At 68.4% G+C, this 23487-nt stretch carries 26 protein-coding genes; 14 read left to right on the forward strand and 12 right to left on the reverse strand.

Annotated elements, in window-relative coordinates; translation table 11 throughout:
• Positions 1–67 precede the first annotated feature (67 nt).
• The gene (rlmN, locus tag ACLARN_RS06110) at positions 68–1174 is read left to right on the forward strand and encodes a 23S rRNA (adenine(2503)-C(2))-methyltransferase RlmN (RefSeq protein WP_409490294.1); all 1107 of its coding nucleotides are present in this window, start codon (positions 68–70) and stop codon (positions 1172–1174) included.
• 32 nt (positions 1175–1206) lie between these two features.
• On the forward strand, positions 1207–1479 hold the full coding sequence (locus ACLARN_RS06115; protein ID WP_409490295.1) for a hypothetical protein: 273 nt from the start codon (positions 1207–1209) through the stop codon (positions 1477–1479).
• Positions 1480–1490: 11 nt separating this feature from the next.
• Here ACLARN_RS06115 and ACLARN_RS06120 read toward each other — a convergent pair whose 3' ends face one another.
• Both ACLARN_RS06120 and ACLARN_RS06125 read right to left on the reverse strand, forming a co-directional pair.
• On the reverse strand, positions 1491–2066 hold the full coding sequence (locus ACLARN_RS06120; protein ID WP_409490296.1) for a dihydrofolate reductase family protein: 576 nt from the start codon (positions 2064–2066) through the stop codon (positions 1491–1493).
• A complete protein-coding gene (locus tag ACLARN_RS06125; protein WP_409490297.1) occupies positions 2063–2563 on the reverse strand; it encodes a polyketide cyclase in 501 nt (166 codons plus the stop codon). The genes ACLARN_RS06120 and ACLARN_RS06125 overlap by 4 nt, the downstream gene beginning before the upstream one ends.
• Positions 2564–2894: 331 nt before the next feature.
• Between ACLARN_RS06125 and ACLARN_RS06130 the strand changes: the two genes are divergently transcribed.
• The gene (locus ACLARN_RS06130) at positions 2895–3710 is read left to right on the forward strand and encodes a DUF1206 domain-containing protein (RefSeq protein WP_409490381.1); all 816 of its coding nucleotides are present in this window, start codon (positions 2895–2897) and stop codon (positions 3708–3710) included.
• 8 nt (positions 3711–3718) lie between these two features.
• On the opposite strand, the gene ACLARN_RS06135 is transcribed toward ACLARN_RS06130, so the two are convergent.
• Complete coding sequence (locus ACLARN_RS06135) at positions 3719–4042, reverse strand: putative quinol monooxygenase (RefSeq protein ID WP_409490298.1); 324 nt, start codon at positions 4040–4042, stop codon at positions 3719–3721.
• A 53-nt stretch (positions 4043–4095) separates the two neighbouring features.
• Entirely contained in the window at positions 4096–4869 is a 774-nt protein-coding gene (locus tag ACLARN_RS06140; RefSeq protein WP_409490299.1) for an AraC family transcriptional regulator, read from the reverse strand.
• Positions 4870–4962: 93 nt separating this feature from the next.
• On the opposite strand from ACLARN_RS06140, the gene ACLARN_RS06145 reads away from it, so the two are divergent.
• From ACLARN_RS06145 to ACLARN_RS06170, 6 genes are all read left to right on the forward strand, one after another.
• Entirely contained in the window at positions 4963–5766 is an 804-nt protein-coding gene (locus tag ACLARN_RS06145; protein WP_409490382.1) for a sulfite exporter TauE/SafE family protein, read from the forward strand.
• A gap of 138 nt (positions 5767–5904) precedes the next feature.
• The gene (locus ACLARN_RS06150) at positions 5905–7884 is read left to right on the forward strand and encodes a WD40/YVTN/BNR-like repeat-containing protein (RefSeq protein WP_409490300.1); all 1980 of its coding nucleotides are present in this window, start codon (positions 5905–5907) and stop codon (positions 7882–7884) included.
• 81 nt (positions 7885–7965) lie between these two features.
• Positions 7966–9147, forward strand: a complete 1182-nt coding sequence (locus tag ACLARN_RS06155) for a cysteine desulfurase-like protein (protein ID WP_409490301.1) — start codon at positions 7966–7968, stop codon at positions 9145–9147.
• 55 nt (positions 9148–9202) lie between these two features.
• Positions 9203–9682, forward strand: a complete 480-nt coding sequence (locus ACLARN_RS06160; protein WP_409490302.1) for a hypothetical protein — start codon at positions 9203–9205, stop codon at positions 9680–9682.
• 137 nt (positions 9683–9819) lie between these two features.
• Entirely contained in the window at positions 9820–10644 is an 825-nt protein-coding gene (locus tag ACLARN_RS06165) for a chlorophyllase/cutinase-like alpha/beta fold protein (RefSeq protein ID WP_409490303.1), read from the forward strand.
• A gap of 68 nt (positions 10645–10712) precedes the next feature.
• Positions 10713–11267 (forward strand): isochorismatase family protein, encoded by a 555-nt coding sequence (locus tag ACLARN_RS06170; protein WP_409490304.1) that lies wholly within the window; start codon positions 10713–10715, stop codon positions 11265–11267.
• Between the two features lie 6 nt (positions 11268–11273).
• Here the strand turns inward: ACLARN_RS06170 and ACLARN_RS06175 are convergent, their stop codons facing one another.
• Positions 11274–12710 carry a PP2C family protein-serine/threonine phosphatase gene (locus tag ACLARN_RS06175; protein ID WP_409490305.1) on the reverse strand — a complete coding sequence of 479 codons (1437 nt, stop codon included), beginning with the start codon at positions 12708–12710 and terminating at the stop codon, positions 11274–11276.
• Positions 12711–13071: 361 nt separating this feature from the next.
• Between ACLARN_RS06175 and ACLARN_RS06180 the strand changes: the two genes are divergently transcribed.
• Together ACLARN_RS06180 and ACLARN_RS06185 are read left to right on the forward strand one after the other, a co-directional pair.
• Positions 13072–13896 (forward strand): GAF and ANTAR domain-containing protein, encoded by an 825-nt coding sequence (locus ACLARN_RS06180; protein WP_409490306.1) that lies wholly within the window; start codon positions 13072–13074, stop codon positions 13894–13896.
• Positions 13897–13924: 28 nt separating this feature from the next.
• Positions 13925–14797: an alpha/beta fold hydrolase gene (locus ACLARN_RS06185; protein ID WP_409490307.1), complete on the forward strand. Its 873-nt coding sequence runs from the start codon at positions 13925–13927 to the stop codon at positions 14795–14797.
• Positions 14798–14801: 4 nt separating this feature from the next.
• Here ACLARN_RS06185 and ACLARN_RS06190 read toward each other — a convergent pair whose 3' ends face one another.
• From ACLARN_RS06190 to ACLARN_RS06210, 5 genes are all read right to left on the reverse strand, one after another.
• Positions 14802–15143 carry a hypothetical protein gene (locus ACLARN_RS06190; RefSeq protein ID WP_409490308.1) on the reverse strand — a complete coding sequence of 114 codons (342 nt, stop codon included), beginning with the start codon at positions 15141–15143 and terminating at the stop codon, positions 14802–14804.
• Between the two features lie 163 nt (positions 15144–15306).
• On the reverse strand, positions 15307–16845 hold the full coding sequence (locus ACLARN_RS06195) for an alkaline phosphatase D family protein (RefSeq protein ID WP_409490309.1): 1539 nt from the start codon (positions 16843–16845) through the stop codon (positions 15307–15309).
• 99 nt (positions 16846–16944) lie between these two features.
• Positions 16945–17907, reverse strand: a complete 963-nt coding sequence (locus ACLARN_RS06200) for an NAD(P)-dependent alcohol dehydrogenase (protein WP_409490310.1) — start codon at positions 17905–17907, stop codon at positions 16945–16947.
• Between the two features lie 13 nt (positions 17908–17920).
• On the reverse strand, positions 17921–18136 hold the full coding sequence (locus ACLARN_RS06205) for a helix-turn-helix transcriptional regulator (protein ID WP_101609616.1): 216 nt from the start codon (positions 18134–18136) through the stop codon (positions 17921–17923).
• Positions 18130–18558, reverse strand: a complete 429-nt coding sequence (locus ACLARN_RS06210; RefSeq protein WP_409490311.1) for a hypothetical protein — start codon at positions 18556–18558, stop codon at positions 18130–18132. The genes ACLARN_RS06205 and ACLARN_RS06210 overlap by 7 nt, the downstream gene beginning before the upstream one ends.
• A 467-nt stretch (positions 18559–19025) precedes the next feature.
• On the opposite strand from ACLARN_RS06210, the gene ACLARN_RS06215 reads away from it, so the two are divergent.
• Positions 19026–19421, forward strand: coding sequence for a PASTA domain-containing protein (locus tag ACLARN_RS06215; RefSeq protein ID WP_409490312.1), 396 nt, complete (start codon positions 19026–19028; stop codon positions 19419–19421).
• 3 nt (positions 19422–19424) lie between these two features.
• Here ACLARN_RS06215 and ACLARN_RS06220 read toward each other — a convergent pair whose 3' ends face one another.
• Positions 19425–19811 (reverse strand): MarR family winged helix-turn-helix transcriptional regulator, encoded by a 387-nt coding sequence (locus tag ACLARN_RS06220; RefSeq protein ID WP_076155277.1) that lies wholly within the window; start codon positions 19809–19811, stop codon positions 19425–19427.
• Between the two features lie 86 nt (positions 19812–19897).
• On the opposite strand from ACLARN_RS06220, the gene ACLARN_RS06225 reads away from it, so the two are divergent.
• Positions 19898–21355, forward strand: a complete 1458-nt coding sequence (locus tag ACLARN_RS06225) for an MFS transporter (protein WP_409490313.1) — start codon at positions 19898–19900, stop codon at positions 21353–21355.
• A 46-nt stretch (positions 21356–21401) separates the two neighbouring features.
• Here the strand turns inward: ACLARN_RS06225 and ACLARN_RS06230 are convergent, their stop codons facing one another.
• Positions 21402–22661, reverse strand: coding sequence for a cytochrome P450 (locus ACLARN_RS06230; RefSeq protein ID WP_409490314.1), 1260 nt, complete (start codon positions 22659–22661; stop codon positions 21402–21404).
• Between the two features lie 49 nt (positions 22662–22710).
• Here ACLARN_RS06230 and ACLARN_RS06235 point away from each other — a divergent pair, with 49 nt between their 5' ends.
• Positions 22711–23439 carry an alpha/beta fold hydrolase gene (locus ACLARN_RS06235; protein ID WP_409490315.1) on the forward strand — a complete coding sequence of 243 codons (729 nt, stop codon included), beginning with the start codon at positions 22711–22713 and terminating at the stop codon, positions 23437–23439.
• The last annotated feature ends 48 nt before the right edge of the window (positions 23440–23487 follow it).

A 23487-nucleotide genomic window follows, 5' to 3' on the forward strand; every position in this document is an offset into this window, starting at 1 on the left:
ACCTGGGGAACAACGATCCGGGGCGCCCCGGGCGCGGCGAGAGTGGACATGGGAGACTGGTTGAGCTATGACTGCCCTCCCTCTCGTCTTCGACGCGCCCAAGCGCGGCCTCCCGCCGCGCCACCTCGCCGACCTCACCGCCGCCGAGCGGGCCGAGGCCGTCACCGAGCTGGGTGAGAAGCCGTTCCGCGCGAAGCAGCTGTCGAACCACTACTTCTCGCGGCTCACGGTGAACCCGGAGGAGATGACCGACATCCCGGCGGCGTCGCGGGAGAAGCTCGTCGGCGATCTGATGCCGACGCTGCTCACCGAGATCAAGGCGCTCGCCTGCGACGACGGCACCACTCGCAAGACCCTGTGGCGCGCGCACGACGGGACGTTGCTGGAGAGCGTGCTGATGCGCTACCCGGACCGCGCGACCCTGTGCATCTCGAGCCAGGCGGGCTGCGGCATGGCGTGCCCGTTCTGCGCGACCGGCCAAGGCGGCCTCGACCGGAACCTTTCGACGGCGGAGATCGTCGACCAGGTCCGCTCGGCCGCCGCCGTGATGCGCGACGGCGAGATGACCGGCGGCCCCGGCCGTCTGTCGAACATCGTCTTCATGGGCATGGGCGAGCCGCTGGCGAACTACAAGCGTGTGGTCGCCGCCGTCCGGCGTATCACCGACCCTTCGCCGGAGGGCCTGGGTATCGGCCAGCGTTCGGTGACGGTGTCGACGGTGGGGCTCGCTCCGGCGATCCGGAAGCTGGCCGACGAGAAGATGCAGGTGCGCCTCGCCGTTTCACTGCACACGCCGGACGACGAGCTGCGGGACACCCTGGTGCCGGTGAACGAGCGCTGGTCGGTGGACGAGGTCCTGTCGGCCGCCCGGTACTACGCGGACACTTCCGGTCGTCGTGTGTCCATCGAGTACGCGTTGATCCGCGATATCAACGACCAGCCTTGGCGTGCGGAGCTGCTGGCGAAGCGCCTGCGCCAGCACCTGGGTCAGCTGGTGCACGTGAACGTGATCCCGTTGAACCCGACCCCGGGTTCGAAGTGGGACGCGTCGCCGAAGCCGGTGGAGCGTGAGTTCGTCCGGCTGGTGAACGCGGGCGGGGTCGCCTGCACGGTGCGGGACACGCGCGGCCAGGAGATCGCCGCGGCTTGCGGTCAGCTTGCCGCTGAGAACTGATTTTTCGTTTCGGTGATGGAGAATTTGTCGTGATGTATGCCCCCAGCCTGCTGGATCCGGCTGCGGACGAGCTGAGGCTCGCGGACGTGATCGGCCATGGCGCGACAGGTGTCGCGCGCGAGGCCCGAACGCTGCTCGGTGAGCGGTTCAGCTCGGTGACGTTCATGTACGTGCTGATGCGCGCGTTCGAGGTGGAGTACAACGCGGCACGCGACGCTTCGCGGTGGCACGAGTTCCACGGCGGGCCGTATGCGTTGTCGGACGCCGATCTCGAGGCGTTGCTGGCTCCTTGGCTCGACCGCTGATCTAGTCCTGCTCAGCCGTGCGGGACGGGCCGGTAGACGAGCTCCTGGGTGTGGCCGTCGAGCGTCCGGCTTTCGAGCAGTTCGAGGTCGAAATCGGCGGCGCCCTGGAAGATCGGATCCACTCCGGTCTGACCGGTGATCACCGGGAAGACCGTCACCTGGATACGGTCGACCAGACCGGCGGCCATCAGCGCCCGGTTCAACGCCAGACTTCCGTGCGAGCGCAACGGAACCTCGGACTCCTCTTTGAGCTTGGCGACGATTTCGACGGCGTCGCCACGCACGACGGTCGCGTCCAGCCAGTCGAGTGGTTCTCGCAGCGTGGACGACACCACCGTCGCCGGAAGGTTCTTCATCCGGGTGACCCAGGGATCAAGGCCCTCGGATTCCACGATGCCCGAGAGCATCTCCACGTTCGCCCGAAACGTGGTGGCGCCGAAGACCATTCGCTGCTCCGCGTCGTACAACGCGAGGCGGTGCTCGAGCAGTTCAGGGCCTTGCTTTCCCCAGTAGCCGCCCCAATCTCCGGTGTGGGAGCCGAAGCCGTCGAGGCTGGAAAAGACGTCGAAGGTGTAGGTCGCGGTCATGATGCTCCTTCAGCGAGTTCGGCCAGGTGGCGCAGCGAGTTGACGAGGTGTTCGGGACCGAACGGCGGGAACTGGATGTACTCCCGGACGGACGGCGGCACGGCAGACCAGTCGTAGGAGAGCGTGACCTCGGTTTCGGACGGGCCGAGCGGCGTCAGGTCGTAGCGCCAGATCCAGCCGCCGAACTCCAGCCGTCCGTCGGCCTTCTCCGTCCCCGTCAGCCAGCCGATGGCGCGCGGTGAGTCGAGCACCTCGACTTTGTTGGCCACCCGGTAATCACCGTCCGGGTGTTTGGGGTGATACATGTCCATCCGGAAGATTTGCCCGACCTCGGTCAGCGGCGCGGGGTCGGCGGGTTCCTGAACCCAGCCGGTGCCGTCGATCGCGGAATGCGTCGCCGGGTTCGCCAGGACCGTGAACACCCTGGTGGCGGACGCGGCGACGGTCAGGGTGGCGCTCTCGTTCTCCTCGGCCGTGATGTGCGTGCTCCGTGTCATTTCGGCCTCCTCTCACCATGCCTACGAACGGGATCGGCGCTATCCGACATCGCCGCGGAAAAAAGTCGGGAAAGTTCCGCTCGGCCGGGCCATGGCGGTGCGATCGTGATCGTGAGCGGTAGCCGAGAAGGTGGTCGACGGCGGCCGCGGCCAAGTTCTGCGAGTGAAGTCACGACACGTCCTTCCGGCCGGGATTCTCGGGTAGTGAGGCCGCCGTCATCTCGTCGAGCACGCCGTTCCCGCTTCGCGCTGGGCTGGATGGACCAGTCACACGGCGGCCCCGGTCTTCGGCCGCGAGACTCGGAAGATGCCGATGGAGGAAGTGAGCCGGATGTCCGGGAACAAGGCGAGACAGGTCCGCCACAGCACCGCCGTCCAGGTGCTCGGGCGGATCGGGATGGGGTGCTACGGGCTGGTGTACCTGCTCATCGGGTACCTGGCGGTGCGTATCGCCGTCGGCGGTGGCGGCCAGGAGGCCGACGGGCGTGGTGCGGTCGCCGAGGTCGGCTCGACCCCGTTGGGTGGCGTGCTGTTGTGGGTACTGGCGGCCGGACTGGTGGCATACGGCTTGTGGCAGGCGCTGCTGGCCGCGGTCGGGTACACCTGGATCGACAAGCAGCGGCAGCGCGTCGCCAAGCGGGTGAAGTCCGGAGCGCGCTGCCTGGTGGGGATCTCGCTGGGGGTGTACGCGGCCAGGCTCGCCGCGGGGGCGGGTGAACAGGGCAGTGGCGACCAGAAACAGCAGGAGCTCACCGCGCGACTGCTCGCGTTGCCAGCCGGTCCGTTCCTGGTGATCGTGGCGGCCGTCATCGTGCTCGGTGTCGCCGTGGCATCGGTGGTGAACGGGGTGCGCCGGAGCTTCGAGCGGGATCTCGACCTCTCGACGTTGCCGTCGGGGACCCGGCGGTGGGTCGAGCGGCTCGGGCGGATCGGTTATGTGGCACGGGGTGTCGTGTTCGGCATGGTCGCGGTGCTCCTCGGAATCGCGGCGCTGGCGCACGACCCGTCCCGCTCCGGCGGGCTCGACGCCGCCCTGCGCGCCCTGGCAGCTCAGCCCTTCGGCACGGTGCTGCTCATCGTGGTGGCCGCCGGAGTCGCCGCGTTCGGTGTGTACTGCTTCGGGGCGGCACGAGCACAGCGTGGCTGAGGTGGAACCTACTCGACGGCGAGTTCGCCCAGTTCCGACCAGCCGTCCTGATCGACCTTCGCGTTGATGATCCGCGGGGTCTCGGCCAGGTACTGGGGCAGATCGCGCCGAGCCGCGCGGAAATGCTCCGAACCGACGTGGGCCGCGCCCGCGTCGTCGTCACGGAAGGCTTCGACGAGAACGTATTCGTTCGGGTCGTCGAGGCTGCGGGACCAGTCGTACCAGAGGCAACCGGGTTCGGCGCGGGTCGCCTCGGTGAAGTCGCGCGCGATTTCCGGCCACAGGTCCGCGTGTTCGGGACGAACCCGGAACTTCGCCGTGATGAAGATCATGACCGTCCTGCTTTCTGTTCGAGAGTAGGGGATTCGCCCCGACGTTACCGCGCTCACAACGCGGACGCCGCGCGGTAGTCCCTCGGTGAGCTGCCGAGAAGCCGGGTGAACATGGTGGAGAACGCGGCAGGGCTCTCGTAGCCGAGCGAAGCGGCGATCCCGGCGATGGGTTGATCGTCCGACAGCAGCGAAAGCGAATGCAGGACACAGGCCCGTTGCCGCCAGCGCGCGAAACTCAGCCCGGTCTCGGCGGTGAAGATCCGGTTCAGCGTCCGCTCGCTCACGTGCAGCCGGGACGCCCAGGCGTTCACCGGATCGTGGATGTCCGGATTGTCCAAAAAGGACTCGCACAGGGTGCGCAGCCGTTCGTGTTTCGGCAGGGGGAGATCGAGCCGGACCGGGGCGGACCGGCGGATCTCGTGCAGGATCAGGCCGATGACCGCGGCGTCCCGTCCTCGCGGGGAGTACAGCTCCGGCACGCCGACGGCCTCGTTCAGCAGTTCCCGGAGCAGCGCGGAGACCTCGACGACCTGGCAGCGCCGGGGGAACCACGGCACCGCCTTCGGCTCGATGTAAAGGCTCCTGGTGCTCACGTTCGTCGTGAAGACCTGATGCCCGGTCTCCGGCGGGACGAGCACCGCGCGCCGGGTCGGGATGGTCCACGTGCCGTCCGCCGTTTCGACCCGCATCGACCCCGTCGCGCTGTAGAGGAACTGCGCCCGCCGGTGCCGGTGCGGGGGAATCCGGTGCCCCGGTGGGTAATCGGTGCGGATCGCCACCACCGCGCGGTCGAGGTGGTCGACCTCGTCGATGGGGATGTCACGCACGTCACCGAGGCTACGCCCGCCCTGTCCGATGCGCGAAAGAAAGTGGCGCCCTTTCGAATGCCCGCCGTGCCGGGACCGCCTACCGTCGAAGAAGTGCTGATCGAGATCTCGGTGCTCCTCGGGTTCGGTTGCCTGAGCGGCGTCACCACCGTCCTTTTCGGATTCGGCGGTGGATTCATCACCGTGCCCGTCGTCTATGCCTTCGCGCTCGCCGAGCCGGAGCACGCCCTTGGCGCGATGCATGTGGCGGTGGCCACCTCGACCGCGGTGATGGTGGTCAACGCCGGGAGCGCGACCCTCGCGCAACTGCGGACAGGGCGGCTTCGCCGCGACTATCTGTGGCCGCTCATCGCCTTCATCGGCCTGGGCGCCGTGCTCGGCTCCTTCGCCGCCACCGTCGCCGACGAGAGTGTCCTGCGCTGGCTTTTCGTCGCCTATCTCGCGCTCACCATCGCCGACAGCGTCGCCAGGAAAGGGTTCGTGAGCAGGCGGGACGACGGCGGTCCTCGTGCGCTCGGCGGGTTCATCACCACCGCGGGCGGGACCGGGATCGGTGCGGTGGCGAGCTTTCTCGGGGTGGGGGGCAGTGTGCTCACCGTCCCGCTCATGCGGCGCAAGGGTCTGCCGATGGCCGACGCGACCGCGCTGGCGAATCCGCTGAGCCTGCCGGTGGCGGTGATCGGCACCGCCGTCTACGCCTTCGCGGCGACGGGCACGGCTTCGAGTACCCCTCACCTCGGTTACATCGACCTGGTGGCCGCGGGCGCGCTGTTGTGCGGGTCGTTGCCGACCATCGCCGTGACGCGCCGGGTGGTCGGCCGGATCCCGGACCGCGCGCACGCGATCGCGTACCTCACCTTGCTCGCCGCCGCGCTGATCGCGATCGTCGTCCGCTAGGCACGAGATCGCTGACCGACAGTGATCCGATGAGTTGACCGTATGTGAGCGGCTGCAAGGGTAGTGGAGGAAGTGTTCCGAGGTAAAGATCCGATGAATCTCTATACCTTTGCCGGATCTTGCGCCAAGATCTTCCGCATGAAGCTGAGATCGATCACCAAACGCATGCTCGTTCTCGGGCTGCTGACGGTTCTCGGGACCACCGGGACGACGTCAGTGGCCACCGCCGAACCCCTGCCTTCGCCAACGGACGTCAACGCGACCGGGCTGCCGCGCGGTGGCTGGGACCCGGTCGGCCCGAACAGCATCGGCGGGCTGCTGGCCGTGTCGCCTGCAGGGCTCGCGATGATGCAGCCCGGTCCGCCCGCGTTGTGGCTCTCCGGCGACCGCGGCGGCTCGTGGACCGCGCGTCGGGGACTGCCGGTGGACACCGCCATCCAGGGATTCTTCGCCGATCCGGTGAATCCAGACCGGATGCTCGCGGTGGGCAACAAACCCGGCAATCAGGTCGGTGAGTGGCGCGGCCTGCTGCTGCGCACCACCGACCGCGGCGAGACCTGGGAGACCCTGCGCGAGTGGTATCCCGACGGCGCGTTCGGCATGGCGACGGACCCCACCGGCCGGGTCGTCGTGGTACAGAACCTCGATTCGCTGAGCGTCAGCACCGACGGCGGAGACCACTGGAACGACGTGCCGAGGACCTGGCCGCGTGAGGGGGTCGCCGCACCGGTCGGCGCGCTCAAACTCACCCTGGTCGGTGACGACGCCTACTTCACGACGGTCTACCCGGAGTACTCGCTGTGGGTGGTCCGCGGGGTCAGCGGCAAGGAACCGCGGGCCGAACTCGTCTACCGGACCAACGGCGAGATCTGGCAGGTCGCGTCGGACGGCAAGCGGTTCGTGGTCACGGTCGGCCCCGAACTACACGGCTCCACCGACGGCGGGAAGACCTGGACGGTGCTGCGCCGCGAACCCGGCGGACAGCCGCTGCGCGAACCGCGCTTCGTCGGCGGCCGCCTGTACATCGCGACGTATAACGACATAGACGTCAGCGCGGACTTCGGCCGCACCTGGACCCGGAAACCGGTGCCCGCGCCGGGCGAGGGCGTCAGCGACATGATCGAACTCCCCGCGGCGGCGGGCAAACCCGCCACCACGCTGATCTCCTCGGTGTACCGGGGGGTGTACGCCGACGGCGGCAAGCACGGCTACCAGCAGATCGGTGTACCCGGCGAATCCATTCGCGACCTCGTGACCACCGGGAACCTTCTGCGCGAAAACGTCGTCGCGGCCGGCGTGCAGGAGATCTACAGCACCCCGCTCCCGCGCGGCAAGGTCTCCCCGAAGGACAGGGCCTGGCACTCGCAGCCCACCGACAGGCTGCACGAGGACGCGCGCCTGTCCGTCTCGCCCGCCCGTCCGGACGTCGTCTGGCAGGTCACCCGGAACGGGTTCGCGCTCGACGTGCTCCGCAGTGGTGACGGCGGGCGCACCTGGCAGCTCGCGGGGAAGGGGAAGGCAGGTACCCCCAGGGCGATCTTCGCCCATCCGGCCGACCCGGACAGGCTCCTCGTCTCGGCCTACACCCTCAACGGCTACGTGCTCTACCGCAGTGACGATGCTGGGAAGACCTGGGAAAAGCTCCCCATCGACAACGGGTTCACCGCGTTCGCAGGTGACCCGTGGAACGCGAATCGGGTCTGGGGCGGGGATTCCCGCGGCCTGTCCCGGTCAGACGACGGCGGCAAGACCTGGACCCACGTCTCCGACGAGCCGGTCAGTTCGATCTCGGTGAGCCACTGGGGCCGCGTCCTGGTTGGCGGTGCCGGTCTGCTGCTCAGCGAGGACAACGGCCGGACGTTCCGGCGGGTCCGCGACGGCGAGGATTCCCGTGAGATCAGCCGGATCCTGCCGCATCCGTTCGACTTCAGGGTGTGGTTCGCGAGCAGCGTGACCGGGGGAGGCGTGCTGCGCAGCACGGACTTCGGCCGCACCTGGTCGCCGGTGCCCGGCGCGTTGCCCGACGCCAGGGTGCTCTCGATGGCGATCAGCGCGGACGGCCGATACCTGTTCGCGGGCACCGCGCAGTCCGGCGCGTACCGCCTGACGCTGTACTGAGTCCAAGGCGCTTCGTGGCCGGAGAAAGTTCCGGCCACGAAGCGTTTACTCGGTCCCTCGCCGGATGTCAGAGTCGAGGCCATGGCCATCGACGTCGCCGCCCTCCGGCGCCATTTCCCGTCCCTCTCCAGCGGAATCGCCTTCTTCGACGGGCCCGCGGGCACGCAGACACCCCGGCCCGTCGCCGACGCCATCGCCGACACACTGGCCGGTCCGCTGTCGAACCGGGGCACGGTCAGCCCGTCCGAACTCAACGCCGAGAACGCTGTCGCGGGCTTCCGCGCCGCCTACGCCGACTTCCTCGACGTGCCTGCCGAAGGCGTCGTCCACGGCCGGAGCGCCACCCAGCTGACGTACGACTTTTCCCGGCACCTGGCCAAAAACTGGCGCGAGGGCGATGAGATCGTCGTCAGCCGTCTCGATCACGACGCCAACGTCCGGCCCTGGGTCCAGGCCGCCGAACGCGCCGGGCTGACCGTCCGCTGGATCGACATCGACCCCGAAACCACCGAACTCGACCTCGATTCCCTCGTCCTCAGCGAGCGGACGAAGCTGGTCGCGGTCACGGCGGCCTCGAACGTCCTCGGCACCAAGCCGCCGATCCGGCGGATCGCCGATCTCGCCCATGACGCCGGGGCGCTGGTGTTCGTCGACGGTGTGCATTTCGCCGCCCATGATCTGGTGGACGTTCCCGCGCTGGGAGCGGATTTCTTCGTCTGCTCGCCGTACAAGTTCCTCGGCCCGCACTGCGGGGTGCTCGGCGCGTCGCCCGCCCTCCTCGAAACCGTCGAACCGGACAAGCTCATGCCGTCGTCCGACGCCGTGCCCGAACGCTTCGAATTCGGCACCCTGCCCTACGAGATCCTCGCGGGCGCGACGGCCGCGGTGAACTTCCTCGCCGCCCTCGACCCGGAAGCGGGCGGATCGCGGCGGGACCGGCTGACGAACTCGCTGAACTCCTTGCACGACCACGAAAGCGCGCTGCGCACCAGGCTGGAAGAAGGGCTGGGGGACGCTGTCACCGTCCACTGCAAGGCGGCAGACCGGACCCCGACCGTCCTGATGGGCCTCGGCGGACGTGAGCGCGAAGCCCAACGGCATCTCGCCGAACGGGGGATCGTCGCCCCGGCGGGGTCTTTCTACGCCTACGAAGTCTTCGCGGCCTTGAAGCTGGAGGACCCGGCGCTCCGGGTCGGGCTCGCGCCGTACACCAGCGCCGAGGACGTCGACAGGTTGCTCGACGGGCTGTCGACGTTCGTGTAACCCGAACAGGTTGGTTTTCCGAGCCGTCGCCCGTAGTCGTAATTACCGTTCGTTCATGATCGACTACGGGAGGTTCGCGATGCGTGCCCAGTCGCTCGCGATCCAGCCGTGCCCCGAGGTCAACGACCCGCCCGACTACACGATCTCGAACGGCGCCAAGGCCTGGATGAAGACGAACCTGCGCAGCGACTACCTGCGCGGACCAGGGACGATCACCTACAACAAGACCACGACCTCGACGGTCAACGCCTCGATCACCGGCACGACCAGTGCCGAGGCGGGAGTCATTTTCGCCAAGGCCAGTGTTTCGCTGGCGGTGAGCGTCGGCGCGAGTTACTCGAAGGCCGATTCGTGGTCGTATGCCGCGACAGTGCCCGCCGGAAAGACGATGCGGCTACAGCAGTACAAAGAAGGCCGCTCGTTCACCGTGCAGAAGTACCGGATCGTCCCGCCTTGCAAGGTGAAGTACCTCTGGAAGAAGAAGGCCGTCGCGCCGGTCAGCAGCCCGAGCTACCTGTGGCAGCTCATCAGCTGACCTGCTTTGGGCCCGGTCACAAGACTCGTTCGCCTGATCTTGTGATCGGCCCCATGGACCTACGGTGACCGGACCGACACCCTGGGAAGGGAACGTCGCGGGCAACGGGGCCCGGACGGACCAGGACGGTGACCACCATGGGGAGACTTCGCGCACGGACACTGATCGCCGGGATGGTCGTGCTCGCGACCGTGGGCATCACGCCCGCCGCGACGGCCACGACCGGGATCGCGGACCAGTGGAGCAAACCCGGTCCTTACGCGGTGACCGTCGAAGCCCTCGACAGTACGCACACCGTGTACCGGCCGTCGCGGCTGGAGAAGCACCCGGTGATCCTGTGGGGCAACGGGACCGGCGCGAACCCGAAGACCTACGACGGCCTGTTGCGTCATCTGGCCTCACACGGTTTCGTGGTCGCGGCCGCCGACACGCCGAACGCGGGCTCAGGCAAGGAGATGCTGGCCGGAGCCACGACCTTGATCGCCGAGAACTCCCGCCCCGGCAGCCGCTACGAAGGGAAGATCGACACCGCGCGCATCGGTGCGACAGGCCACTCCCAGGGCGGCGGCGGGGCGATCGTCGCCGGTGCGGATCCCCGCGTCACCACCACGATCCCGATCGAGCCGGGGCCGCAGGGCTCCGCGACGGCGCTGAAGGGGCCTTCGTTCTTCCTCGGGGGCCAGTTCGACACCATCGTCATTCCCGCGCTGCTGGTCATCCCGCGGTACCGCCTCGCGGACCAGGTGCCCGCGATCTACGGCGAACTCGCCGGCGCGACCCACTTCACGCCCGTCGGTGACGGAGGCGGGTTCCGCGGCGCGATCACGGCGTGGTTCCGGTTCTGGCTCTCCGGTGACGAGCGGGCCCGCACGGAGTTCTTCGGTCCGTCCTGCGGATTGTGCCGGGACGGGGCGTGGTCCGACGTCCAGCGGAACGCGAAGGCCTTGGCCGTTCCGGCTTGATCGCCGATTCTTGTCGGTGGGTCGGTCTAGGGTCTTCCCAGCAGCCAGACCAGGAGGGACACCCCGTCATGACCACACTCGACAACCGGCCGAACACCGCGCTCTTGGTCGTCGACGTCCAGAACGGCGTCGTCGACGAGGGCCACGAGCGCGACGCGGTGGTCGCGAACATCGGCGCTCTCATCGGCAGGGCACGGCGGGAAGCCGTCCCGGTCGTATGGGTGCAGCATTCCGATGAGGAACTCGTGCGCGAAAGCGAAGAATGGAACCTCGTCGGTGAGCTGACCCGGGCCGACGCCGAGCCGGTCGTCCACAAGTCCTATGGCGACTCGTTCGAGGACACCGACCTGGAGAAGGTGCTGGCGGAACGCGGCGTCGGGCGGCTGGTGGTCGTCGGCGCGGAGACCGACGCCTGCATCCGCTCGACACTGCACGGTGCCCTGGTCCGCGGGTATGACGCGACGCTGGTCGGCGACGCGCATACGACCGTGGACAAATCTGAATGGGGCGCGCCGAAGCCGGAGCAGGTCATCGCGCATACGAATCTGTACTGGCGCTACCAGGTGGCGCCGGGCCGGAAGGGAGGGACGGTCGAGACCGCGGACGTCGATTTCAGCGGCTGAGCCGCCTCACGGCAGGCCGGACCAGCGCGCGATCAGCAGCCCGGCGTCACCGGTGAAGTCGTTGCCGCAGTGGGATTTCGCCGCCTGAAGCACCCGCCGGGTGGTTTCGGGCGGCACGTGCCCGGCGTTGTCGGCCAGGCAGGTGGCGAACGCGAACCGTTCGCCGTCGGTGTCACGCGCGTCCGAGAGGCCTTCGGTGTGCAGGACCAGGAGATCTCCCGGCCGTAGCCAGGCGGTCGCGATCCGGCCGGGCGGCCCGGCGCCGAACGGTGGTCGCCGACCACTGTCCAATGTGGTCTGTTCGTGCTCGCCGCCGAGCACGAACGGCGGTTCGCGCCCCGCGTCGAGGTAGCGGAGCCCGCCGTCGGTGAGGTCCACTTCGGCCAGTGCGCCGCGGACCGTGGCGCCGTCGCCGAACTGCGTCGACAGCGCTTTGTCGACAGCGGTTTCCTGGCCGCGCAGATCCAGGCCCTCGCGACGAGCGGACCGGGAGGCCGCGAGCGCCGCCGCGACCATCAGGCCCGCGGAGGTGGTGTCCCGGCCGGCGTCGAAGATCGCCAGCCATGCCTTCGTTTCGGAGAGGGCGTAGTCGAACGCGACGCCGCGAACGTCGTAGGTGGGATCGACTCCGCCCGCCACCACGACGGTGTGCGTCGCGGCGGTCGCCGGGGGCAGGTTCTGCCAGAGCAGCTCCGCGGCGGGGCTGCGCCGTCGTTGTCGCCTCAGCGTGCCGAGACCGTCGCCGTACCTCGACGCGGCGGCGAGGAGATGCCCGGACAGTGCCGCGAGCCACTGGCACTGGGTTCGCAAGGCGGGGTCGTGGAGGTCGGCGTCCGTACCGGCTTCGACCTCGAGTACGCCCATGCGCTCGTCGCCGTCCAGCAGCGTGGCCCACAGACGAGGTCCCTCCGGTTCCTCGATCAGCAGGGTGCCGGCGTGCCGGTACGCCTGGCCCGCGGTGCTGGCCTCGATGGCCAGCGGTACCCGACCGGGTGCCGACTCGCCGGGGACCGGCACGAGCTGCCGCTGGTCGTCGTCGACGAGGTAGACGGCGATCTCGAGGCCCAGCGCCCGGCCTGCCGAGGCGATGATCTCGGGCAGGCGTTCCGGCGCGGCTCGGTGGGCGCCGTCGAGAAGCCCCACCAGTGCGGCCAACGGACCGCGGGGACGGGTGTCCTCACCGGTTCCGCGGCTGTACGGCGCCCGGCGCACGCCGTCGACCTCGTCGAGCCGCTCGTTGACCGCGTGGGCCACCATGTCCCGCTGGATCCTGGGCAGGGGAACCAGTCCCTGAAGGAATCCGTCCAGCTCGACTTCGCTGACATCGCCGCCCATCGCGAAGTACCTCAGCCACAGCTGTTCCAGGGTGAGCCCGGTGCGTGCGAAACACGCCGCGACGATGCGGCGCTGCTCCTCTGCCTGGAGCGAGGCCACGGTGATCACCCCCGGGAACTCGACTACCTGGGAGCCGGATACCAACCGGAACCCGGTGCGAAACATGACTCGGTGCTCGAACCACGGCTCGTTCGGCGAGAGGCGAGTTACGCCAGGTGGCGGAACGGTTCGCCGACGGTGTGACCTGACGGGGAGTGCCGGGACAGGCCGAACGTGGGTCGCGGTAGGCGGGGTGATCGCATTCGGCTAAGGTCGGTTTCCGAAAGCGGTTCTGAGCGTTGAGAAGTTAGCGCCGATCCGCCGGTAACCGGGTTGGTTGCGGCGGTTGATGGTGCGCGCTCGGCGCCGGTTCCCGCCGGTGACTCCCGTGGTGCATCACGCCGATGTGCAGAAGTGGGAGAGGCGGGCTTTGGCCGATGAAATCGACTGGCAGCAGGACAAGAACCGATTCGTCGAGGATGTCGGCGACGGCGAACTGCCGGTGACCTCGGAAAACGGCGCCCGGCTCATCGCCGGGCCACTGGTTTCGCAGTTCGTGTCCCTGACCAGGGCGCTGCTGGACTCCGGCTCGGTCGCGGCGGTACTCGAACGAGTGGTGTTCGCGACTCGCGACCTGGTGCCGGGCGCGGATCTGGTGAGCGTCACCCTCCTCGATCCCGACGGCGGGTTCCACACGCCGGTGCGGACCGACGAGATCGCCGGCGAACTGGACCAGTTGCAGTACCAGTACGGCGAGGGGGCCTGCGTCGAAGCCGCGCGGGCTTCGGGACCGGCGGCGGCCTTCAGCGACAACCTCGCCGAAGACGCCCGCTGGCCCCGGTTCGGGCCCGCCGCCGCGGCGCTCGGTTTTCACTCGCTGGTCTCGACGGCCTTATTGCCGGAAGCGTCGAGTTCGCAGCTTTCGGGCGCGCTGAACGTCTACTCGCGAAGTCCGCACGGCATCGCCAAGGCCGACAGGGACGTGTTGTTGCTGCTGGCGACGCACGCGTCGCTGGCGCTGGCGACCACGCACGCGGTCACGCGCGGTCAGCTCCAGGAGGAACAGCTCCAGCAGGCGCTGGACAGCAGGGACGCGATCGGGCAGGCCAAGGGCATCCTGATGGCGCGGCGCGGGATCGACGCGGCGGAGGCGTTCGAGGTCCTGCGGCATACGTCGCAGAACATGAACATCAAACTCCGGGAGCTGGCGGAGATGCTGTCCAAACGGCATACGGAACTGCATCTGCCCGACTGAGACGGTGGGCGCCGCTACGATCGCGATCATGGGTTTCGACGAACTGGAGCTGTCGCGGACGTATCAATGGCGTGGTCGTTCGGTGGCGTGGGAACGCCTCGGCGAGGGCGCCCCGGTGGTGCTGTGTCACGGGACACCGTGGTCGGCGCAGCTGTGGGCGCCTTTCGCGCGGGCGCTCAGCAAGGAGTTCACCGTCTATGTCTGGGACATGCCGGGGTACGGCCGCTCGTCGAAGGAGCCCGGTCACGCCGTCGATCTCGGGACGCAGGGTGAGCTTTTCGCCGACCTGCTCGGGCATTGGGGGCTGACGGCCCCGCACGTGATCGCCCACGACTACGGCGGGGCGGTTTCCCTGCGCGCGAAGCTGCTGCACGGTGCCGAGTACGCCTCACTCGCCTTGGTGGACGTCGTCGCGCTGCGGCCGTGGGGTTCGGAGTTCTTCCGGCTCGTGGCGGAGAACGCGGAGGTCTTCCAGGCACAACCCCCGACGGTGCACCGAGGCGCGCTCGAGTCCTACATCGGGACGGCCTCCCATCGTGGTCTCACCGCCACCCAGCTGGCCACGCTGACCGGGCCTTGGCTGGACACCGAGGGGCAACGCGCCTTCTACCGGCAAATCGCCGAGGCGGACGTCCGGTACACCGACGAGATCCAGGATCGCTATCCCGAACTCGCGTTGCCGGTGAAGGTGATCTGGGGCGCGGACGACACGTGGATCCCGGTGGACAGGGCGGAACAACTCGCGAACGCGATTCCCGGCGCCCTCCTGGACGTCATTCCGGACGCCGGGCATCTGATCCAGTACGACGCGCCGGTCGAACTGGCCCTTTCCCTGCATCGGTGGCTCACCGCGGAAGTGGACCGGTGGGGACCCGGGCCAAGATCCACATCGCGTTCTTGAAATATTAGAATTCGTCTACGTGATATCCGGCGACGTAGGCGCTCGAAAGCAGGCCGCCGTGACATTCCGTCGTCGACGGTCCGAAACCGAGCGGAACCCAATGTCCGACGGTGTACCAATAGGACGATCCCGAAGCGCAGTGAGCGACCACTCGGTAGTTTTCCGAGTGCCTCGGCAGGGAGAAGCAGGTCAGGGAAATCCCCTCGCCGAAGAGGATCCCGTAGCGGGTGCTGTCGCAGCCGTAGGGTGGGAACTTGCTGTCCGTCGCCGCGGAGGCCGGTGAACCGACCAGGATTCCGGCCGCCGAGAGGGCGGCCAAGACTAAAGCGGCGATTTTCTTCTTCATTGCTTTCTCCCGGGTATCGTTCCCAATGGAAAGCTCAGATTAGCCGCACGGAAGAATTGTCGTGAATTCATCGGCCAGGTGAAACGAGAACGCGTGCGGTGAACCGCGCTGCTCCGAAAGAGCGTCCCCGCCCCCCTTCTGAGTTCGCGCTTCCCCTTTTGGCCTAGCGGCGCCGGTATTGCGCCGGAGACGTGATCGTCGCCCGGTCCTCATAGGACCCCGGCCTGCCGCGGTCGACGTGGAACGTCGTCAGGGTGCTCACCGGCGAACGCGGGTCGCGCCGATCCCCGATCACCCGCATGTGCGTGCTCCAGCGGCGTGGGGTGACCTCGTAGACGTCGTAGCCGTACCTGTTGCCCTCGAAGTACTTGAGGTGCGGGTTCGCCGCGCCCATCTTCGGCCCGTTCGTGGCGTTCCACTCGGGGGAGTAGGCGCCGGAGGAGACCGAGTGCGCGGTGAACTCCGTCCCGATCACCGGGGTGGCCGGGTCCGCGAAGTCCGGGCGGATGTCGTCGACGAACGCCGAATGCCAGTCGCCGGTGATCACCACGAGGTCTTCGAGGCCGCTCTGGGCCACGTGGGTTAGCACCTCCTTGCGTTCGGCGAGGAAGCCGTCCCATTGATCGGTGAACATGTAGCCGCCGCCACCCGGCTTCGCCAGCTGGCTCAGCATGATCGAGTTCACCCAGCAGTGCCACGCCTCGCCGGCACCGGTGACCTGGTCCTTGAGCCACCCCTTCTGGTCCGCGCCGAGGATCGTGCCGTCGGGCAGGTTCTGCGCCGACCGGTACTGGCGGAGGTCCAAAATGGACAGGTCGAGCAGGTCGCCCCAGCTGCGCTGCCGGTGGATCCTCGGCGTCTCGGGATGGTCCGGCCGCACCGGCATGTGCTCGTACCAGGCCTGATACGCCGCCGACCGCCGCGCCCGCAGTGACGGGGTGGTGCCGCTGTAGTCGTTGACGACCTCATGGTCGTCCCAGGTGATGAACCAGGGGTGGGCCGCGTGAGCGTCCCGCAGCGACGGGTCGGACTTGTAGAGCGCGTGCCGCCGCCGGTACGCGGGCAGGGTCAGCACCTCGGGGCCTTCGTGGTCGCGCAGCGGGTTGCCGCCGACCTGGCCGTGCTCGTAGACGTAGTCGCCGAGGTGGACGACGAAATCGAGGTCCTCCCGCGCGATCCCGGCGTGCGCCGCGTAGAACCCGTCGTGGAACGCCTGGCAGTTCGCCGAGGCGAACCGCGCTCGCCGGACCGGCCCGACCGGGGCGGTGCGGGTGCGCCCGATCCGGCTGACCTTGCCGAGGGCGTGGAAGCGGTAGAAGTACTGCTCGCCCGGTTCGAGCCCGGCCACCGGAACGTGCAAGCTGTGCCCGAGCCCGGCGGTGGCCGCCGCCGTCCCGCGCGCCACGCGGCGGCGGAACCCGCGGTCGGTGGCGACCTCCCAGCCGACCTCGACGGTGTCCGGCAGCGGCTGCTCGAACTCCATCGGCTTCGGCGCGAGCCTGGTCCAGAGCGCGACGCCGTGCGGGACCGGGTCGCCGGACGCGACGCCGAGGGTGAACGGCGCCTCGTCCCAGCTCGCCCCCAGCGCCGCCGCGGCCTCCTCCGCCTGCGCGACGGTCATCCGCGAGCTCAACGGCCAGGCCAGCCCCAGCGCACCGGCGGTGGCGGCGCCTCGTAACAGGTCCCGGCGGTTGACGGACATCGGTGGTCTCCCTGGCTGTTGTGGTGGGTCGCTCCACGACACCGAACACGCCCAAGATGGCCGGGGGTGAACGCGCGGGGAAACTCTTGTCGGGGGAGTTCAGACGGTGATGACGACCTTGCCGCGCACATGACCCTCGTTCGCGTAGCGGATGGCTTCGGGGACCTCGGCCAGCGAGTAGATTCGGTCGATGACCGGCGTCAGTTTCTCTTCTTCGATGAGCGCGCGCAGGATCTCGAGATCTTCGCGGTTCTCCGTCGAGAAAAGACCGCGGAGCTTGTGCTTCACGAACGGCCCGAGGAGCAGTGCCCGCAGGTTCCGGCCCACCGGGCCGATCCACTTCCCGTCGCCTTCGCCGCCGACGATCACGAGAGTTCCTTGCGGGGTAAGGCATTTCCGTAGCGAGGTCAACGACCGGTTGCCCGCGGTGTCGAGGATGACGTCGTAGCCGCCGGTGAAATCCTCGCGGGTGTAGTCGAAGACGGTGTCCGCGCCGAGCGAGCGGACCAGGTCCACTTTGCCGGTACTGCACACGCCGTCGACCTCCGCGCCGAACGCCTTGGCGATCTGCACCGCGTAGCTGCCGACGCCGCCGCCCGCCCCGATGACGAGGACCTTCTGCCGGGGCGTGATCCCGCCTTTGTCCCGAAGTGCTTGGAGCGCCGTGAAAGCGGAGATCGGGACAGCGGCCGCTTCGTGGAAGCCGAGCCGCCCGGGCTTCCGCGCGATCTTGTCCACTGTGGTCAGTGCGTACTCGGCGAAGGAACCCTGACAGGTGCCGAAAACCTCGTCACCGGGCCGGAATTCCGTCACGTTCTCGCCGACCGCGTGCACGATCCCGGCGAAGTCCAGCCCACGCACGCGGGCCTTCGGTCTGCGGACTCCGAACCCCATCAGCCGCACGAGGTACGGCGTTCCCTCCATGAGATGCCAGACGCCGGGATCGACGCCCGCAGCGCGCACCTGGACGACCACGCCGTCCGGCCCCGCTCCGGGTTCCGGCAGGTCCATCAGCCGGAGAACATCAGTCGTGCCGTATTCGTTCTGGACGATCGCCTTCACGGCGGCCTCTTTCCTAGTCCGGATACTGGAAAACGTCGTCGAGCCCGACGCCGAACACCCTGGCGATCTGGAAGGCCATCTCCAGGGATGGTGAGTAGCGGCCCTGTTCGATGGCGATGACCGTCTGGCGCGTGACGCCGATCCGGTCCGCGAGTTGCGCCTGCGTCATCTCGCCGGCGGCGAAGCGCAGGGCGCGGATCGAGTTCATCACTTTGGTCGGTTTCACCATGTCTGGAATCCCCAGCGGTACGCGGCGATCTTCGCGATCGAACCGAGCAGGGACGAGAGGACGAAGGCGAGGTACACCGTGTTGGCGATCCAGAAGTGGTCCAGTTCGGCCATCGCCATGACGAGCGCCGCGACGCCGCCGATCACGACGAACGACTGCCCGACATGCTCGCCGAACCGGCCGATCTCACGGTCACGCTGGTCCTTGCGGCCCGCGTCCTTCGGCGAGATCAGCGCGGCGGCGATGTGCAGCACGATCGAGGCCACGATGGCCGCCCCGATCGTCCACAACAACGGTGCCACGTAAGGGACTTCGACCAGCGTGCCGGAACTCGCCCGGCCGAGGACGACGATCAGGTAGACCGCGTAGGCGCAAACCGTGACCACGAGCATGATCCACACGCGTTTCTCTTCCAGTGCCACGCTGCCCAACGTAAAGAATTTCAGACACCATGTCAAACATTCTTTACCTGAGGATGCGAGGAGGAGTGAGGTGCTGAGGTGGGTCGCGGTGGCCGTGTGTGGCGATTCGGGTCCGAGCGTGCCGGACTCGGACCTTGATCAACGGAGGATCAGGGACGTCCCCAAGGCGTCGCGTGTTCTCCATCCAGTCACGCGTGACCGCCGTCGAGTCACGCGAGTTCTCCGTCCAAACACACGTGATCGCCGTCCAGTCACGCGTGTGGTCCCCAGTAACACGCCAGGAGAGCTTCGCGTGGCTCCACGCTCGACCTTTGCCCGCCGTGAGACCCGCCAAAGAAGGCATCAGGGAGACGCCGCGATCAGTGCCAGGCAAAGGCATGGCTCGCGGTGTCGCCCGGTCGGGTGTTAACGCCCCGCCGCTCGGCCGCGACTCTTCTCGGTCTCGCCATCTCAGACTGGAGTCCCGCATGACTGGAACCGCCGGCCGGATCGTCCTGTTGCTGGCGGTCGGCGCGCTCGGCCTCGCCGGGTGCGGTGCCCCGAACCCGCGACCTGGGGCACCGGCGACCGTCACCGAGACTTCGGTGAGCGTGCAGCCGCCCGCCGAGGCGAGCACTCCCACCTCGACGGTCGCGCGGCTCGTCACTGTCCCGGATGTCTCCGGGATGAACCATCAGGCCGCGCAGGACGCGATGCAGGCGGCCGGGTTGTACAACCTGCGCGAGGTCGACGGGACGGGCAAAGGCCGGATGCTCGTCGCGGACCGGAACTGGGTCCAGACCGGGCAGGATCCCGCGCCGGGGACGAAAGTGGCCGCGGACGCGGTGATCACGCTGACCGCCGTCAAGATCGGCGAGAAGTGAACTTCAGGCCTTGACGGTGAGGGTTTCTTCGAGTGTCGCCCGGTGCGTGGGCTTCGCCTCTTCGTAGCGACGACGGCCTTCGTCGGTCACGACGACGAAGATCCCGCGCCGGTCCGCCTCGCAGAGTGCGCGCTGGACGAGTCCTTCGCGCTCGAGGCGGGCGACGAGCCGTGACGTGGCACTCTGACTCAGGTGGACGACTTCGGTCAGGTCCGCGGCGCGGCATTTGCCGACGGCGCAGTTCACCAGTCGTTCCAGGGCTTCGAATTCGGTGACGCCGAGGCCGTGACGCTCCTGCAACCGGCACTCGAGCCTGCCGAAGACCGCCGCGTGTCGGGCGGACAGGTTGTGCCACTCCAGCAGCAGGTCTTGCTCGGCGACGTCGCTCACGCGGCCCAATATAGCATGCACGTGAATTTTATGCAAAGTCATTAAATGCTCTTGCATTAGATGCGTGTGCATGTACTGTACGGATCATGAGTTCTTCCGTGCAGCTGTCCACCAGCTCGACAAGGTGGGACGCGCGCCTCTGGGGTGTCCTGCTCACTGTGTCCGTCGTCGTGGGCCTCGACGCGCTCGACGTGTCGATGGTCGCCGTCGCCCTCCCGTCCATCCAGGCCGAACTCGGCCTCTCCACCGGTGCTCTGCAGTGGATCATCAGCGCCTACGTGCTCGGCTACGGTGGCCTGCTGCTCCTCGGCGGCCGCACGGCCGACTTGCTTGGCAGGCGACGGGTCTTCCTCATCGCCGTCGCGGTCTTCGCGCTCGCTTCCCTGCTAGGCGGCCTCGTCGACGACGGCGCGCTGCTGATCGCCACCCGCTTCATCAAGGGTCTCGCGGCCGCGTTCACCGCGCCGGCGGCCCTGTCCATCATCACCACGACCTTCCACGAGGGCCCCGCCCGCAACCGGGCGATCAGCATTTTCGCCGTGTTCGGTGCCAGCGGGTACTCCGCGGGCCTCGTCTTCTCAGGTCTGCTCACCGAGGTGGGCTGGCGCTGGACGTTCCTGCTGCCGGTGCCGATCGCGCTCGCCGCGTTGGTCGCCGCGATCAAACTGATCCCGTCCTACCAACCGCAGACCGGTCGCGGCTATGACTTCCCGGGCGCGATCACCGGTGCCGCCGGTTCGCTCCTGCTGGTCTTCGCCGTGGTCGAGGCACCGGAGATCGGCTGGGCCGCCCCGCGGACGCTGATCTCGTTCGCCCTCGCGCTCGCCCTGCTCGTCACGTTCGTGTTCATCGAGAAGCGCAGCAAGCACCCGCTGCTGCGGCTCGGCATCCTGCGTTCCGGTCCGCTGGCCCGCGCCAACCTCGGCGGCGCGACGTTCTTCGGTGCCTACATCGGTTTCCAGTTCGTGGTCATGCTCTACCTGCAGAACGTGCTGGGCTGGTCCGCGTTGCAGACCGCGCTCGGGTTCCTGCCCGCCGCGCTGATCGTGGCCTTCGGTTCGCCGAGGATCGAGCCGCTGATCGACAGGCTAGGCACGCCGCGCACGATTCTCGCGGGCGTCGTCGCCCACGTCATCGGGTACGCGTTGTTCCTGCGGATCGACGAGAGCTCCAGCTACGCCGGTTCGGTGCTGCCGAGCATGGTCCTGCTGGGTGTCGGCTTCATGCTGGCGTTCTCCTCGCTGAACATCCAGGCGACCAACGGCATCTCCGACGACGAGCAGGGTCTCGCCGGCGGTCTGCTGAACACGTCGATCCAGGTCGGCGGTGCGATCGGCCTCGCCGTGGTGACCGCGGTCCTGACCGGCAACGCGGGTGGCGCCACCGGCCCGGCCGCGCTGCTGAACGGTTTGGCGCCCGCGCTGACCGTCGTCACCGGCATCGCCGTGATCAGTGTCCTGGTGGCGCTGTCCGGAGTGGTCGGCCTGCGCAAGGCCGAAGCCCGCTCCGCCGTGGCGGAACCGGAGTTCGCCGCGGCCGAATGACCCGGGGGTGAGTGGCCCCTTCCCGCGCTCGGGGGCGGGAAGGGGCTCATCCCTGCCAGCGGATCGGCAGGGATTTCAGCCCGTTCTGGAAGTTCGACCGCAACCGCACCGGCTCCCCGGCGAGTTCGACCTCGCCGAGCAGGTCGAGGACCGCTTCGAACATCGCCCACAGCTGCACCCTGGCGAGCTGGGCGCCGAGGCAGAAATGCGGGCCGTGCCCGAAGGTCACGTGATCGTTGGGCGTACGGCCGATGTCGAAGCGGTCCGGGTCCCCGAACACGGACTCGTCGCGATTCGCCGCCGAGAACCAGACGACGACCTTGTCTCCCGCCCGGATGTCCACATCGGACAGAACGAGGTCCTCGGTCGCGGTCCGGCGGAAGTGCATGACCGGCGTCCACCAGCGCAACATCTCTTCCACCGCACCGGGAAGCAGTGATCGGTCGGCCAGCAGCCGACGGTACTGATCCGGATGCGACAACAGCGCCAGCATTCCGCCGGGGATTCCGTTGCGCAAGGTTTCGTTGCCCGCCACGGAAAACAGCCAGAACAGGTTCTCGAACTCCGCGATCGAGACGCGCCCGTCCACATCGTCGACGTGCCCCATCAGGTTGCTCATCACGTCGTCGCCGGGATTCTCTCGTTTGTACTCGCCGAGCGCGGTGGCGTACGCGTAGAGGTCCGGCATCCCGGCGCGCGTGCGCGGATCGGGCATCGCGCCGTCCGGTCCCGGAACCGGCCGCACGGCCAGCGCCGCCCGCGCGAGATCGGTGACCTCGTCCGCCTCGACGGTCGCGCTCACCGCGTAGTCGGCGTCCTGGTAGCCGATCACGCGATTGCTCCAGTCGTACATCAACCGCCGGTCCTGCTCGGGAATCCCGAAGACCTCGGCGAGCGTCAGCAGCGGGAGATCGGCGGCGACGGCGGCGAAGTCGCATCGGCCGTCCGCCGCGACCTCGGTGATCAGATCCCTTGCCCAGCCGTGGATCCGCTCGGTCAACCTGCCGACGGCGCGCGGCGTGAACGCCTTGGTGAGCAGGCCTCGCAGCCGGGCGTGCTCGGGCGGATCCATGTTGAGCATCATCTGGCGGACGTAACCGAGGTCCTGCTCGGTGGCCGGGTCCCGGATCTGCGTCCCGCCGAGGCGCGACGAGAACAGCTTCGGGTTCTTCAGCACGTGCTTGACGTCCGAATGCCCCAGCACGGCCCAGAAATCGTCCACCCGCACGACCGGCGACTCCCGGCGCAGCGCCGCGAGACGCTCGTACGGCACGCCCCGGGTATAGGTGTCCGGATCGGTGATCACGGCTCCGAACACTAGCCCGAGGACGGGGGACTGGGGAAAGATCCGTCCGGTGGAAACACTGAAGATGCGCACCGCTGGAACCGAAGGCCCCACCGTGGTGCTGCTGCACGGACTCGGCGCGACGGGCGCGGTCTGGGACGGCCTCATGGCGGAGCCGGGATATCGCTGGCTGGCGCCCGACCTGCCGGGACACGGGGGATCGGGCAGGTTGCCGCACTACTCGTTCGGCGGTCTGGCCGCGGCGGTCGCCGACGCGCTCCCGGAACGCGGACCGGTGCTGGTGATCGGCCATTCCCTGGGCGGCGTGGTCGGGCTGGCGCTGGCCAGCGGCTGGTTCGGGGTGAAGGTCGCTGGGCTGTTCACGGTCGGCGTCAAGGTCGAATGGAGCGAGGACGACCTCGCGAGGGCGGCCGCCATGGCGGCCAAACCGCCGAGGGTGTTCCCGACCCGTGAGGACGCCGAACGCGGCTTCCTCAAGATCGCCGGTCTGGTCGGGATCGCCGACGCGGATCCCGACGGCGTGGCCGAAACCGAAGGCGGCTGGCGGCTGGCGCTGGATCCCCGCGCGTTCGGCGTCGGCGCGCCCGACATGCGCGGCCTGCTCGGTGCCGCGCGTTGCCCGGTCGTCCTCGCGGCCGGGGAACACGACCCCATGTGCCGCCCCGAACAGCTTCGCGCCCTCAGCCCACACTCGGCCGTACTCCGGGGACTCGGCCACAACGCCCACGTCGAAGACCCGTCCTCGCTTCTGCCCTTCCCCCGGCAATTCGTCCTCTAGTCGCGGTAGTTCGACCGCGAATTACCGCAACCAGGTGCCGAATTGCGG

The sequence above is a fragment of the Amycolatopsis sp. cmx-11-12 genome, assembly GCF_046269425.1.
GTDB lineage: Bacteria > Actinomycetota > Actinomycetes > Mycobacteriales > Pseudonocardiaceae > Amycolatopsis.